The sequence below is a fragment of the Streptomyces sp. NPDC047525 genome, from assembly GCF_040643025.1.
Classification (GTDB): Bacteria; Actinomycetota; Actinomycetes; order Streptomycetales; family Streptomycetaceae; genus Streptomyces; species Streptomyces durmitorensis.
Map to the genome: position 1 here is coordinate 823,237 of NZ_JBEYTL010000002.1, position 13,191 is coordinate 836,427.

Sequence of the window (13,191 nt, forward strand, 5' to 3'; positions counted from 1 at the left end):
CGCACGCACCTCCTGCACGCACCTCCCGCACGCACCATCCCTCCGGAATGGAGTGCCTCGTGGACGACGACCAGCACACCGACTCGACCCGGCCCAGACTGAACCGCCGCGACATCCTCTCCGCGGCCGCCGCCGCGGGCGCCTTCACCGCACTCGGCGGCCTGCCCGCCTTCGCGGCCTCCGCCTCCGCGACCCGGGAGACGGACTCACCCCTGCTCGCCGCAGCGGAGACGACCCGCTTCTGGTACCAGGCGCCCGCATCAGACCGGGCGATGATCGAACAGGGCCTGCCCGTGGGCAACGGGCGGCTGGGCGCGCTCACCGGCAACGACCCCGCCCGCGAACTGCTCCTCATCACCGACGCGACCCTGTGGACCGGCGGTCTCAACGCCACCCTCGACGCGGACGGCCAATTCCCTTACGGCCGGGACGACTTCGGCTCCTTCACTCTCCTGGGCCGACTGACCGTCGACCTGCCCGACCACGACCTCTCCGCGGTCTCCGACTACCGCCGCGACCTCGACATCAGCCAGGGGCTCGTCACCACCTCGTACGTCCGCTCAGGGGTGAGGTACCTGCGCCGGATCTTCGCGAGCCATCCCGACGACGCCATCGTCCTGCACTTCTCACAGGAGGGCGGCGGCCGCCACACGGGAACGGTCACCCTCGCGGGCACCCACGACGAGACCACCACCGCGCACGGCCCCCGTTCCGCCTCGTTCGGCGCCGCCTTCCCGGACGGCGGGCTGCGCTACGGCGCCGCGGTGACGGCGTACAGCACCACCGGCGCGGTGGCCGTCGACGGCTCGCGGATCTCCTTCGCCGGATGCAAGGAGCTCACCGTCGTGGTCAGCGGCGGCACCAACTACGCGCCCGACGCGGCCGCCGGCTACCGCGACCCCGACCTCGACCCGCAGCGGCTCGCCAGGACCAAGGTCCTCGCGGCGGCCCGCCATTCGGCGACCACGCTCCTGCACTCCCATGTCGCCGACCACCGGCGCCTGTTCGAGCGGATGACCGTCTCGCTCGGCACGTCGTCCCGGACGCAACGCGGCCTCGACACCTGGGAACGTGTGCAGGCACGCGCCCAGGGCGGTGATCCGGACCCCGAACTGGAGGCTTCCTACCTCCAGTTCGGCCGCTACCTCATGATCGCCGGATCCCGCGACAGCCTGCCGCTCAACCTCCAGGGCCTGTGGCTGGACGGCAACGACCCGGACTGGATGGGGGATTACCACACCGACATCAACATCCAGATGAACTACTGGCTGGCCGACCGTGCGGCACTCTCCCCCTGCTTCGACGCGTACGCCGACTACTGCCTGGCGCAGCTTCCCTCCTGGACCGAGCACACCCGGACCCTGTTCAACGACCCGCGCAACCGCTACCGCAACTCCAGCGGGAAGATCGCGGGCTGGACCGTGGCCATCTCCACCAACATCCACGGCGGGAACGGCTGGTGGTGGCACCCCGCCGGAAACGCCTGGCTGTCCAACTCCCTCTTCGAGCACTATGAATTCACCCAGGACAGGGCCTACCTCGCCAGGATCCACCCGCTGCTCAAGGGAGCCTGCGAGTTCTGGGAGGCGCGGCTGCTCACGACGACCGTCACCGACGAGGCGACCGGCAAGAGCCGCGAGGTCCTGATCGCCGACAGCGACTGGTCTCCCGAGCACGGTCCGCTCGACGCCAAGGGCATCACGTACGCACAGGAACTGGTCTCGGCGCTCTTCGAGAACTACCTCACCGCCTGCTCCGTCCTCGGCAGGGACACCGCCCACGGCAAGGCGATCGGCAAACTCCAGGACCGCCTGTACCTCCCCCAAGTCAGCCCGAAGACCAGCTGGTTGGAGGAGTGGATGTCACCCGAGAACCTCGGCGAGACCACCCACCGGCACCTCTCCCCGCTGGTCCAGCTCTTCCCCGGCGACAGGATCCGCCCCGACGAATCGACCCCGAAGGCCCTAATCGAAGGGGCGACGGCGCTGCTCACCGCGCGCGGCATGGAGAGCTTCGGGTGGGCGAACGCCTGGCGGAGCCTGTGCTGGGCCCGGCTGAAGGACGCGGACAAGGCGTACCAGCTGGTCGTGAACAATCTGCGGCCGTCGATCGGCGGGAGCAACGGCACCGCGATGAACCTCTTCGACATCTACGAGGTCGAGCAGGGCCGCGGCATCTTCCAGATCGAGTCCAACTTCGGTACCGCGGCCGCGATGTTGGAGATGCTGGTCTACTCACGGCCGGGACACGTCGAGCTGCTGCCCGCCCTGCCCGATGCCTGGGCGCGCTCCGGCTCGGTCACCGGCGTCGGCGTACGGGGCGGCTTCGTGGTCGACCTGCGCTGGCGGGCGGGCAAGGTCACCGAGGCGCGCCTGCGCAGTGTCGGCGGACGCGGCACCACGGTGTCGTACGGAGGAGTGACGAGGAAGGTCACCCTCAAGCCGGGCGGCTCCCTCACGCTACGGGGAGCGGGTAGTTGAGGCCCGGCATGTGGCGCGTGCGCCGTGGGCGGGCCGTCGGGATCGTCTGCGGGCTCGTGCTCGCGCTGTGCTTACCGGCGACGGCTTCGGCCGAGACGGCCGCAGGGAAGTCGTCGAGGCATCAGGTCGTCACGTGGGGAGCGAGCGCCGACCGGCTCGGCCAGGCGGTGGCCGACCGCAGCTACCGCCTCGTCGTCCGGACGAGCGTCGGCGGCGCCCATCCGCGCATCAGGCTGTCCAACGCCTTCGGCGACCGCCCGGTGACCTTCGGCAGCGCCTACGCCGGAGCGCGCGCGGAGGGCGCGCGGCTCGTCCCCGGCAGCAACCGCAGGATCACCTTCGGGGGCGGGCGTTCCGTCACGGTGGCGCCGGGCGAGAGCGTGACCAGCGACCCGCTGTCCGGACGGCTCGTGGCACAGAGCGATCTGGTCGTCAGCCTGTACGTGGCCGAGGCCGCGGGCCAGGCGACGGGGCACGGCATGGCGATGCAGACGTCGTACGCGGCGAGTGGTGACCATGCGGGGGAGGAGGGCGCGGGCAGTTGGGGCCAGCGGATCGGCTCGTGGTTCTATCTCGACGCGGTGAGTGTGGAGAGCGGGGCGGACACGGGCGCCGTGGTCGCCCTTGGCGACTCCATCACCGACGGCTGGCAGTCCACCGGCGACACGAACCGCCGCTGGCCCGACTATCTGTCGCGGCGGCTGCAGAGCGCGTCAGGGACCGGCATCAAGGGTGTCGCCAACGAGGGCATCTCCGGCAACAAGGTGCTTGCCGACGGCGCCGGGCAGAGCGCCCTGGCCCGGCTGGAACGCGACGTCCTCTCCCAGCCGGGCGTGCGCACGGTGTTCTTGTTCGAGGGCATCAACGACATCAAGGCGCACACCGGTGTGACGGCGGGCCAACTCATCGCCGGATACCGGCAGATCATCGAGCGGTCGCACGCGGCGGGCAAGTGCGTCGTGGGCGGAACGGTACTGCCCTTCAAGGGCTGGTCGGAGTTCGACGCCGCGGGTGAGGCGGTGCGCCAGGAGGTCAACGACTTCATCAGGAACAGTGCCGATCTTGACGCCGTGACCGACTTCGACAAGGCGCTCCGCAGCCCGTATGACCAAGAACGCCTGCTCCCGGTCTTCGACGGCGGGGACCACCTCCATCCCAACGACAAGGGCATGCGGGCGATGGCTGACGCCGTAGACCTGGCGGAGCTGGGGTGCGAGCGGTGAACCGGCGCAAGGGGTACTTGCTGAAGCAGCAAAGAAGCTTGCCGATCTGCTGAGGCCGGGCGCACGGTGTCGGCATGACTGAGACTGAGATCGAGACGAATGAGCAGGACGTCGATGTGCTGGTGGTCGGGGGCGGCGCGGCGGGTCTTTCGGCCGCGTTGACCCTGGCCCGTGCGAGGCGCTCGGTCCTGGTGGTCGACTCCGGGGAGCCCCGCAACGCTCCCGCCGACGGGGTGCACGGGTTCCTCTCCCGTGAGGGCCTCGCGCCGGGCGAACTGCTGAGGATCGGCAGGGATGAGGTCACCGGATACGGCGGGCGGATCGTGTCGGACCTGGTGACGGCCGTCCGCAGGGTCGGCGAGCGCTTCGTGGTGGAGACCGCGGGCGGCCGGAGCCATGGCGCGCGACGCCTGCTGGTGACGACGGGGCTCGTCGATGAGCTGCCCGATGTGCCCGGCCTGCGCGAGCGGTGGGGCCGTGACGTCCTGCACTGCCCGTACTGCCACGGCTGGGAGGTGCGTGACGAGCCGATCGGCGTCCTGGCGACCGGCCCGATGGCGGTGCACCAGGCGCTCCTGTTCCGACAGTGGTCGCCGGACGTGACCTTGTTCCTGCACACCGCGGGCGAGCTGACCGGGGAGCAGTGGGAGCAACTGGCCGCCCGTGGCATCGCCGTGGTCGACGGCGAGGTGGCCGGTCTCGACGTCGAGGCGGACCAGCTCTCCGGCGTACGGCTGGCCTCGGGCAGGAGCATCCCGGTGCGGGCTCTCGCCGTGGCGCCGCGGTTCGAAGCGCGCGGCGCGGTGCTCGCGGGGCTTGGCCTGACGGGCGTGAACCACCCGATGGGCGTGGGCAGTTACGTGGAGTCGGACGCGAGCGGCCTCACGGACGCCCCGGGGGTGTGGGTCGCGGGAAACGTCACCGATCTCGTGGCCGGAGTCATGGTGTCCGCAGCCTCCGGCATGACGGCCGCGGCAGCGATCAACGCCGATCTCGTGGCCGACGACACGAGGTCGGCCGTGGCAGCGCGTCGCGCCGCAGGGCCCTTCAGCCCGGCCGCGGAAGCCGCCAACTGCCAGCAGGTACTGGGGGAGCGGCGGCACGGGATCGAGTCCGTCCTGGCCGGTGGCGAGGCGGGCCGTCGCGAGGCCAAGGGGCAGTGAGGGGCTGGGCGGAGGGTCCGCACCGCTGGTGTCGCTATCCCGTTGAAGGCTGTCATTAATGCCACTGGGAGGTGGCCGCAGGCCCGGATAACTTCGGCGGTGATCCCGGCACGGACCGGGCGCGCGCCACCGCTGAAGGAACTCCATGCAGGTCATGACCTATGTCGCACCGGTACTGATCGGCGTCCTGTACGCCCTCGTCATGTCCCTGATCCGCGAACCGAACCGGCGCCGCTTCAACGCGATCATGGTGGCCGGTGCGGGAGCGGCCTACCTGAGCGGCGGCGGATTCGGAGGCTGGGAGTTCCTCTTCACCGCGGCCGTCACGTACTGCGCCTACCGGGGCCTGGAATCCTGGACGTTCATCGGCATCGGCTGGCTGCTCCACACCGGCTGGGACCTGCTCCACCACCTCAAGGGCAACCCGATCATCCCCTTCGCCCACGACTCGTCCCTCGGCTGCGCCATCTGCGATCCCGTCATCGCGCTCTGGTGCCTGCGTGGCGGCCCCTCGCTGATCGGTCTCGTCCGCGGACGCCGGGTCGGAGACCACGCGGCCGAGCTGTGAGGGCAGTTGCGACGCTGTGACCGGTTTTACCGGATTCCGTTACGCGCTCTCCGGGTGATCGCAATGTCGGGTGCATACGTTTATGTTCCTCATTGTGCGGCTCGTCGCACGACGAGGGCCGCGTACTGACCGACGACCAAGGGGATCACTGCCGTTATGCGAAACATCCGCCGCCACAGCCTTCTGCGCACCGCCGCCGTCTCCGCCATCGCCGGATCGGTCCTGCTGATCCCCGCCACCGCCGCGCTCGCCGCCGGGTCGGGCCCGGAGCCCGTCCCGGCGCAGGCCGCCGCCAAGCCCGCCCCGGCCACGCTCACGGCCAAGGCGTCCGTCTCCCACGTCCGTGCCTGGCAGGAGCTGCGCATCACGGGCAAGGCGACCGGGCTCAAGGCCGGCAGCAAGGTGACCCTGCAGCAGAAGCAGCACGGGGCGTGGAAGGCCCTGCCCGCCAGCACGGTCACCAACAAGTCCGGGAGCTACGGCCTGCGCGCCAAGCTCGGCCTCAAGGGCAAGAACGAACTGCGCGTCGCCAGCGGCGCCACCGTCTCACCGGTCGTCAAGGTGACCGTGAGCTGACCCGCGGCGGGCCCGCCGCTCGCACCCGGGGCCGTGCCGCGTCAGGCCTCGGGTGCGCGCGCGACGAGCAGGTAGTAGTCCATGTGGTCGCGGCAGAAGGAGCGGTAGGGAGCCATGAGCGGATCGGTGTGGGCCAGGGCCTCCTTGCCGAACCGCTCCTCGATCTCGCCGCGCCGGTCCTCGTAGAGCACGCACATGAGCTCGCCGCACAGGGCCGCGTTCGCGGTCATGTCGCGCACGGACTCCACATGGAAGCCCGCCTGTTGGAGTTCGTCGACGAGCGTGGCGAAGGGGGTGAGCGGGGGACAGGTCCACATCCGCGTATAGGCCGCCACTTCCTCGGCGGTGGGGCTGCCGCGCAGGGCGAACTCCGTGAACAGGAACCGCCCGCCGGGACGCAGCACCCGCAGGGCTTCACGGAGCCCTGCGGGCCGGTCCGAGAGGTGGGGGACGCAGTCGATGGACCATACGGCGTCGAAGGCCGCGTCCGCGTAGTCCAGTCGCATGGCGTTGCCGTAGGCGAAGTCCACCCGCTCGGCGAGGCCCTGGGCCGACCGGCTCCGGGCCTTGAGGTGCTCCTGGCACCGGGCGAGCTGGCTCTTGCTGACGTTGATCCCGGTGACGCGGGCGCCGGTGCGCTCGGCCAGGCGGACGGCCGGGCCGCCGGTGCCGCAGCCGATGTCGAGAAGGTGCTCGTGAGGCGCCAAGTCGATGGTGTCGATGAGGAATTCGGTCTGCCGGTCCTGGGCGAGGTCGGCCAGCGCGGTCAGCGTGGTGACGGGTGAGCGCTCGCCGTGCGGCGCGTACATGCCGATGTGCACGGCGGTGGAGCCGAGCGTCAGGGCGAGCATGTCGCCGAACTGGTCGTACATCGCCCCGACTTCTTCGGGGGTGGGGGCCGTCGTGCCGCTTGCGCCGGTGTCTTCCACGGTCATGGGTGCATCCCTTTCAGCGACGGGTGGTCGGTCGTCAAGGAATCGCGCTCGATGAGTTCGAGAAGGCGTGCTGGAGAAGGCGTGCTCAACGTGCTCAAGAGGACGGTGAAGAAGCGTGCGCGGTACGCGCCGGACGCTGGGACGCTAGCACCGGGCGCCGTCACGGTGGAGCCCCGAAAGCGCCAAGCAGCTCTGCGGCTCAGCTGCCGGGCGCCCGGTGACGGTCAGTCGCGCTCGGCGCGCTCCTGAGGTGCGGCGGAGCCCTCGGCCTCGGCGTGCGCGTCGACCTGGCGCCCCACCTCACGCGCCTCGTCGGTCAGCATCCGCAGTCTGGCCTCGGCCTGATCCGCGCGGGCCTGGAGACGTGCGGTGTCGTCGGCGATGACCCGGCAGGCCAGATCCATCGCGGCGTCCACGTCCTCGGCGGAACCGCGCTCCGCCAGCTCCTCCAGCGCGCTCTTGACCGCGGGGATGCCGCCGCGGTGGTGGATGTCGTTCCAGAACTCATAGTCCATCCGGGCAGTTTGCCGGATCGGGGACCGCGGTGCGAAACGCGGCAACGATCCGCGCTTCGCCCTTCCCGTGATCCGGGCCCGCCCCTCCCGGAGGTCACCCGTGATAGAAAGTGGGACGTTCGTTCAAGTTTCTCGTGATGTGCTGCGGAGGACCGAATGCGCCACTTCCTGCTGCCCGGAAACGACCGAGGGGCCCTCGATGGCTAACCCCTACCGCGCACTGTTCTCCGCACCGGGGGCGAAGGGCTTCTCCGCGGCCGGGCTGCTCGCACGGCTGCCGCTGCCGATGACCCACATGGGCATCCTCACGATGTTGTCCGAGCTGCGCGGCGAGTACGCGCTTGCGGGCGCCGTCGCCGGGACGTTCACGCTGTCCATGGCCCTGATAGGCCCTCAGATATCCCGTGTGGTCGACCGGTTGGGGCAAGGGCGCGTCCTGCTCCCGGCCACCGGTGTCAGCGTCGCCGCGCTGGGCGGGCTGCTCCTGTGCGCGTACTACGGCGCGCCCGTGTGGACCCTCTTCGTCTTCGCGTTCCTGGCCGGGTTCATGCCGAGCATGGGTGCGATGGTCAGAGCCCGCTGGACCCACCTGTACCGCGGCTCGCCGCGGCTCAACGCCGCGTACTCCCTCGAATCCGTGGTCGACGAGCTCACCTACATCATCGGGCCCGCCATCGCCGTCGTCCTGGGCACGGCCCTCTTCCCCGAAGCGGGGCCGATGGTCGCCGCGGTGCTGCTCGTCGTGGGCGTACTGCTCTTCGTCCCCCAGAAGCGCACCGAACCTCCCGTGCAGCCGCAGGCCGACGGCGCGGGGCGGTCGGCGATCCGGTCGGGCTCGCTCCTCGCGATGGCGCTCACGCTGCTGTTCGGCGGCGCCATCGCGGGGACCGTCGACACGATGGGGCTCGCCTTCGCCCAGGAGCAGGGGCAGAAGGAGGCGGCGGGGATCGTCTTCGCCGTGTACGCCGTCGGGTCCGCCGTCTCGGGGCTGACCTTCGGGGCGCTGAAGTTGAGCGTGCCGCTCCCAAGGCTTCTCGTGATCGGGGTGACGGGCACGGCCCTGACGACGCTGCCGTTCCTCGTCGTGAACAGCATCGCGCCCCTGTCCGCCGCGGTCTTCCTCGCCGGCGTGTTCTTCGCGCCGACCATGGTCACCATCATGGGCATCGTCGAGAGGCTCACTCCCGCGGCCCGGCTCACCGAGGGAATGACCTGGATGATCGCGGGCCTGCAGATCGGCGTGGCGCTCGGCGCCGCCGCCTCGGGGCAGGTCGTGGACTCCTTCGGTACCCGCGCCGGCTTCACCGTGTCCTTGGCCATGGGCGCCCTCGCGCTCCTGACGACCCTGCTCAGCTACCGGCACGTGAGTGCGGAGACGGCGCGGGCGGTCGGCAGGGATGAGGTCACGAGAGGGCCCGACCGGCCGGGTATCGTCGCGGAGACCGCCACCGGACAGGAGTCGCACACTGAACGAGCCGATCACCGACGGCCGTAGGGCCAAGGGCGAACGCCGTCGGCGCGAACTGATCGAGGCCACCTTGCGCGTGATCGCGCGGGACGGCGCCTCCGGGGTGACGCACCGCAAGGTGGCCCGCGAGGCGGACCTGCCGACGACCGCGAGCACGTACTACTTCGAGAGCATCGACGCCTTGCTGACCGCGGCGCTCACGTCCTGCATGTACGAGGACTCCGAGCGCCTGCGCCGGCTGATCGAGGCACCCGACGAGGGCACCGACAAGCGCGGCGCCCTCGCCCGCCTGATGGCCGGCCTGCTCACGGCCCCCGGACGGCTGCTCGCCGAGTTCGAGTTGTGCCTGCTCGCCTCGCGCAGGCCCGAACTGCGCGGGCCGACGCGGCACTGGGCGGACACCCTGAGCGCCTTCGCCCGGCTCTTCACCGACGACCCGTTGCGCGTCAGGCTCTTCACCAACGCCTACGACGGCATGCTTCTGCAGGCGCTCCTCGCGGACGCGCCCGTCACGGCCGACGAGTTCGAGGCCATGCTGCGCGAACTGCTCCCCGGGGACGCCGGGGCGGACGCCTGAGCCGGGACCCGGCGCGCTAGCCCCGCAGGCTCCGCAGGACCTCGCGGCAGGCGGTCGCCGCGCGGTCGGTGGCCTCGGAGCACAGGCGGCAGTGCTCGTGCCGCGGCGCGTGCTGGGCGCACAGCTCATGACTGTGCTCGCACGCCATCACGCACGCCTCCAACTGCGCGGCAAGCAGCGCGTGATCGGCGTCCGTGCCGCGCGTCAGGACCCGCCGCGTGGCGCAGGCCACGTCGGCACAGTTGAGGTCGCGGTTGATGGCGGCCCGCAGTTCATCGGCCTCCTTCTCGGCGAGCATGCCGACCGCGCAGGCGGTCACGGCAAGTTCGCACGCGGAGAGGGCGTCGGCGGCGGTGGCCAGGGTCTGGTTGTCGAGGTGGTCGGCACGGGAGGCAAGGCTGTCGAACAACTCGCGCGTCTGGAGCATCGCGTCTCCAACGGAGTCTTGAGGGGCCCCGGTTCCGGGGGTTCCCGGACCTGAGGACTCCCGGTCTCTCGACGCTAGTCCCGCCCTCGCCGCCGGTGAAGGGCGCGGGGTGCGCCGATCGCAGCGCGCTACCGTCCGCCGGATCCTCCCCGTCGACCCGGGCCGCCCACACGGTTTGATGTGGCGCGCATCACATGATTCATCGCCATCGCCGGGAACTCTTGCGCCTCCCCGGCCGACTCCTGCACCGGCCCGCCCACTACGGCCGCTAGGCACCACCCCTTCATCCAGGAGAGCAGCTCATGTCCGCCGAACCCACACTCCTCGCCCCGGACGACGGGCAGGAGACCCAGGAGGCGCAGCCCTCCGCAGGACGGTCCGGATGGGCGTCGCTGCGTCCGCTCGTGCTGCGGCTGCACTTCTACGCCGGGGTGCTCATCGCGCCCTTCCTGCTCGTCGCCGCCACCACGGGACTCCTGTACGCCTGCTCGTACCAGGCCGAGAAGATCGTGTACTCCCACGAACTGCGCGTCCCCGTGGGCGAGAACAAGACCGAGCTGCCGCTCTCGAAACAGGTGGCCGCAGCCCGCAAGGCGCACCCCGAGGGCACGGTCAGCGCGGTACGGCCCTCGCCGGAGGAGGGCGCGACCACCCGCGTGCTCCTGTCCGGAGCGCCGGGCGTGGACGCAGACCACACGCTCGCCGTGTTCGTGAACCCGTACAACGGCGAAGTGCGCGGCGCCCTGGAGCAGTACGGCTCCACCGGCGCGCTGCCGCTGCGCACCTGGATCGACGAGCTCCACCGCGATCTGCACCTGGGCGAGAGCGGTCGGCTCTACAGCGAACTCGCCGCCAGCTGGCTGTGGGTGATCGCGGGTGGCGGTCTCGTGCTGTGGTTCGCTCGGCGGCGGTCCCAGCGCAAGCTGCGCGGGACGACCGGCCGTCGGCGCACGCTCTCGCTGCACGGCTCGGTGGGTGTGTGGGCCGCCGTCGGACTGATCTTCCTGTCGGCGACGGGTCTTACCTGGTCGACGTATGCCGGACAGAGCGTCGGTGATCTGCGCGAGGCCATCGGGCAGACCACGCCGGAGCTGACGGCGAGCGCCGCCGGCGGCGGGGAGCACGCGGGGCACGGTGGACCGGGCTCGTCCGGCGCGACAGGTGGCGACGGTGCCGGGCTCGACGCCGTCCTGAAGGCGGCCCGTGCCGAGGGGCTCTCCAACCCGGTCGAGGTCGTGCCGCCCGCCGACGCGTCGTCCGCGTACGTCGTGAGGCAGATCCAGCGCAGCTGGCCCGAGAAGCAGGACTCCGTCGCCGTCGACCCGGCGACCGGCGAGGTCACCGAAGTGCTGCGGTTCGCCGACTATCCCGTGCTCGCCAAGCTGACCCGCTGGGGCATCGACGCGCACACCGGCACGCTGTTCGGGCTGGTCAACCAGATCGCCCTCGCCGTTCTCGCCCTCGGCCTGATCCTGATGATCGTGTGGGGGTACCGCATGTGGTGGCAGCGCGGGCGCGGCAGCTCCTTCGGGCGCCCGCTGCCGCGCGGTGCGTGGCAGAACGTACCGGCCCCTGTCCTGGTCCCGCTGATGGCGGCGATCGCCGCGCTCGGCTACTTCGTGCCGCTGCTCGGCATCCCGTTGGCGGCCTTCCTCGCCGTGGACATCGTGCTGGGGGAGATCGCCTACCGGCGCGGCAGGCGCACGTACGCCTGAGGCCCGCTCGGGCGGCTCCGCTCAGTCGTGGGTGGCGGCCCCGCTGAGGTGGTGGTCGGCGAGGTTCAGGACCTCGTCGACCACGCGGCGCAGGTGCCCGTCGGGCGGCCCGTAGATCATCCGTCGTCCCTCCTTGCGTACGGAGACGAGCCCGGCGAGGCGCAGTTTGGCCAGGTGCTGGCTGACCGCCGGGCGAGCCGCGCCGCACGCGGCGGTCAGGGTCGTGACATCCGCTTCGCCCGTGCCGAGGGTGTGCAGCAGGGCGAGCCGGGTGCGGTCGGCGAGGAGGCCGAGGACCTCGGCGGCATGGGCGAAGTGCTCGGTGCCCGGATCTTGCGGGTGCGCATCGTGCGCAGGTGATAGGTGCATGCGTGCGTTCATACGCACATAATGGGTGCGGGCGCCCAGGGGTGTCCACTCTCCCGTCCCGCGTCGGAAGGCCGTACTCGTGAGTGAGCAGCACGGACACCCGCACCCGCACCCGCACCCTTCGCGCGAGCACCACCACCATGACCACAGCCACGGCCATGAGTCCGGTGGCGCGAGGCACTTGGCCCGGTGGCGGCACAAGGCCGGGCACCTGCTGAAACCCCACTCGCACGAGGCCGCGGACAAGGTCGACACGGCGCTGGAGTCGTCCGCCCGCGGCATGCGCGCACTGTGGATCTCACTGGCCGTCCTGGGCGTGACCGCCGGGGCCCAAGCGGTGGTCGTGGTGCTCACCGGTTCGGTCGCGCTCCTCGGCGACACCGTGCACAACGCGGCGGACGCGCTGACCGCGATCCCTCTCGGCATCGCCTTCGTCCTGGGCCGACGGGCCGCCACCCGCCGCTTCACCTACGGCTACGGCCGAGCCGAGGATCTCGCGGGCATCGTCATCCTCCTGACGATCGCCGCATCCGCGGCCTTCGCGGCCTGGGCGGCCGTCGACCGGCTGCTCAACCCCCGTACCCTGGAACACCTTTGGGTGGTGGCCGCCGCTGCCGTCATCGGTTTCATCGGCAACGAATGGGTCGCGCGCTACCGCATCCGCGTCGGCCGTGAGATCGGCTCGGCCGCCCTGGTGGCCGACGGTCTGCATGCCCGCACGGACGGATTCACCTCTCTGGCCGTCCTGTTGAGCGCGGGCGGCGCCGCCCTGGGCTGGCGGCTCGCCGACCCGATCGTGGGCCTGCTGATCACCGCGGCCATCCTGCTGGTGCTGCGGGACGCCGCGCGTGAGGTGTTCCGCCGGGTGATGGACGCCGTCGACCCGGCCCTGGTCGACGCGGCGGAGGAGGCGCTCCTGACGGTTCCCGGCGTACGCGGCGTCGGCGAGCTGCGCCTTCGCTGGATCGGCCACCGGCTGCGCGCCGAAGTGGCGGTCGTCGTGGACGGAGAGCTGTCCGTACGGGAGGCGCACGAGGTCGCGGTCGACGCGGAGCACTCCCTGCTGCACGCGGTGCCGAAGCTGACCGCCGCACTGGTGCACGCCGACCCGGCGGTCGTGCCCGGGGCCCCCGACCCGCACAAGGCCCTCGCGCACCACGGGACATGAGCGGGAA

At 71.2% G+C, this 13,191-nt stretch carries 13 protein-coding genes; 9 read left to right on the forward strand and 4 right to left on the reverse strand.

From position 1 onward, the window contains the following. Positions 1–59 precede the first annotated feature (59 nt). The 5 genes from ABZ833_RS08525 (at position 60) to ABZ833_RS08545 (ending at position 6,010) form a co-directional block, all read left to right on the forward strand. Positions 60–2,480, forward strand: coding sequence for a glycoside hydrolase N-terminal domain-containing protein (locus tag ABZ833_RS08525; RefSeq protein WP_361042878.1), 2,421 nt, complete (start codon positions 60–62; stop codon positions 2,478–2,480). Continuing rightward, positions 2,477–3,703, forward strand: a complete 1,227-nt coding sequence (locus tag ABZ833_RS08530; protein WP_361042881.1) for an SGNH/GDSL hydrolase family protein — start codon at positions 2,477–2,479, stop codon at positions 3,701–3,703. Before ABZ833_RS08525 ends, ABZ833_RS08530 begins: the two co-directional genes overlap by 4 nt. Before the next feature lie 74 nt (positions 3,704–3,777). Further along, positions 3,778–4,866: an NAD(P)/FAD-dependent oxidoreductase gene (locus ABZ833_RS08535; protein WP_361042884.1), complete on the forward strand. Its 1,089-nt coding sequence runs from the start codon at positions 3,778–3,780 to the stop codon at positions 4,864–4,866. Between the two features lie 154 nt (positions 4,867–5,020). Beyond that, positions 5,021–5,434, forward strand: a complete 414-nt coding sequence (locus ABZ833_RS08540; RefSeq protein ID WP_361043160.1) for a DUF6010 family protein — start codon at positions 5,021–5,023, stop codon at positions 5,432–5,434. A 156-nt stretch (positions 5,435–5,590) separates the two neighbouring features. Beyond that, positions 5,591–6,010: a hypothetical protein gene (locus ABZ833_RS08545; protein WP_249592314.1), complete on the forward strand. Its 420-nt coding sequence runs from the start codon at positions 5,591–5,593 to the stop codon at positions 6,008–6,010. 41 nt (positions 6,011–6,051) lie between these two features. On the opposite strand, the gene ABZ833_RS08550 is transcribed toward ABZ833_RS08545, so the two are convergent. Then, a complete protein-coding gene (locus ABZ833_RS08550; RefSeq protein ID WP_361042888.1) occupies positions 6,052–6,945 on the reverse strand; it encodes a methyltransferase domain-containing protein in 894 nt (297 codons plus the stop codon). 224 nt (positions 6,946–7,169) lie between these two features. Next, positions 7,170–7,460: a hypothetical protein gene (locus ABZ833_RS08555; RefSeq protein WP_361042891.1), complete on the reverse strand. Its 291-nt coding sequence runs from the start codon at positions 7,458–7,460 to the stop codon at positions 7,170–7,172. A 199-nt stretch (positions 7,461–7,659) separates the two neighbouring features. Here ABZ833_RS08555 and ABZ833_RS08560 point away from each other — a divergent pair, with 199 nt between their 5' ends. Then, on the forward strand, positions 7,660–8,955 hold the full coding sequence (locus ABZ833_RS08560; RefSeq protein ID WP_361042894.1) for an MFS transporter: 1,296 nt from the start codon (positions 7,660–7,662) through the stop codon (positions 8,953–8,955). Between the two features lie 31 nt (positions 8,956–8,986). Further along, positions 8,987–9,505, forward strand: coding sequence for a TetR family transcriptional regulator (locus ABZ833_RS08565; protein ID WP_361043162.1), 519 nt, complete (start codon positions 8,987–8,989; stop codon positions 9,503–9,505). Positions 9,506–9,521: 16 nt separating this feature from the next. On the opposite strand, the gene ABZ833_RS08570 is transcribed toward ABZ833_RS08565, so the two are convergent. Further along, entirely contained in the window at positions 9,522–9,932 is a 411-nt protein-coding gene (locus ABZ833_RS08570) for a hypothetical protein (protein ID WP_361042897.1), read from the reverse strand. Between the two features lie 302 nt (positions 9,933–10,234). On the opposite strand from ABZ833_RS08570, the gene ABZ833_RS08575 reads away from it, so the two are divergent. Then, positions 10,235–11,647, forward strand: a complete 1,413-nt coding sequence (locus ABZ833_RS08575; protein WP_361042899.1) for a PepSY-associated TM helix domain-containing protein — start codon at positions 10,235–10,237, stop codon at positions 11,645–11,647. 21 nt (positions 11,648–11,668) lie between these two features. Here the strand turns inward: ABZ833_RS08575 and ABZ833_RS08580 are convergent, their stop codons facing one another. Beyond that, the gene (locus ABZ833_RS08580) at positions 11,669–12,016 is read right to left on the reverse strand and encodes a metalloregulator ArsR/SmtB family transcription factor (RefSeq protein ID WP_361042902.1); all 348 of its coding nucleotides are present in this window, start codon (positions 12,014–12,016) and stop codon (positions 11,669–11,671) included. 181 nt (positions 12,017–12,197) lie between these two features. On the opposite strand from ABZ833_RS08580, the gene ABZ833_RS08585 reads away from it, so the two are divergent. Continuing rightward, entirely contained in the window at positions 12,198–13,184 is a 987-nt protein-coding gene (locus ABZ833_RS08585) for a cation diffusion facilitator family transporter (RefSeq protein ID WP_361043165.1), read from the forward strand. Positions 13,185–13,191 lie beyond the last annotated feature (7 nt).

What these genes read in the sequence shown, in the direction of transcription:
- ABZ833_RS08535 (WP_361042884.1), top strand. Translation starts at nt 3,778, where the DNA reads ATGACTGAGACTGAGATCGAGACGAATGAGCAGGACGTCGATGTGCTG.
- ABZ833_RS08545 (WP_249592314.1), top strand. Translation starts at nt 5,591, where the DNA reads ATGCGAAACATCCGCCGCCACAGCCTTCTGCGCACCGCCGCCGTCTCC.
- ABZ833_RS08550 (WP_361042888.1), bottom strand. Translation starts at nt 6,945, where the DNA reads ATGACCGTGGAAGACACCGGCGCAAGCGGCACGACGGCCCCCACCCCC.
- ABZ833_RS08560 (WP_361042894.1), top strand. Translation starts at nt 7,660, where the DNA reads ATGGCTAACCCCTACCGCGCACTGTTCTCCGCACCGGGGGCGAAGGGC.
- ABZ833_RS08575 (WP_361042899.1), top strand. Translation starts at nt 10,235, where the DNA reads ATGTCCGCCGAACCCACACTCCTCGCCCCGGACGACGGGCAGGAGACC.
- ABZ833_RS08555 (WP_361042891.1), bottom strand. Translation starts at nt 7,460, where the DNA reads ATGGACTATGAGTTCTGGAACGACATCCACCACCGCGGCGGCATCCCC.
- ABZ833_RS08580 (WP_361042902.1), bottom strand. Translation starts at nt 12,016, where the DNA reads ATGCACCTATCACCTGCGCACGATGCGCACCCGCAAGATCCGGGCACC.
- ABZ833_RS08540 (WP_361043160.1), top strand. Translation starts at nt 5,021, where the DNA reads ATGACCTATGTCGCACCGGTACTGATCGGCGTCCTGTACGCCCTCGTC.
- ABZ833_RS08570 (WP_361042897.1), bottom strand. Translation starts at nt 9,932, where the DNA reads ATGCTCCAGACGCGCGAGTTGTTCGACAGCCTTGCCTCCCGTGCCGAC.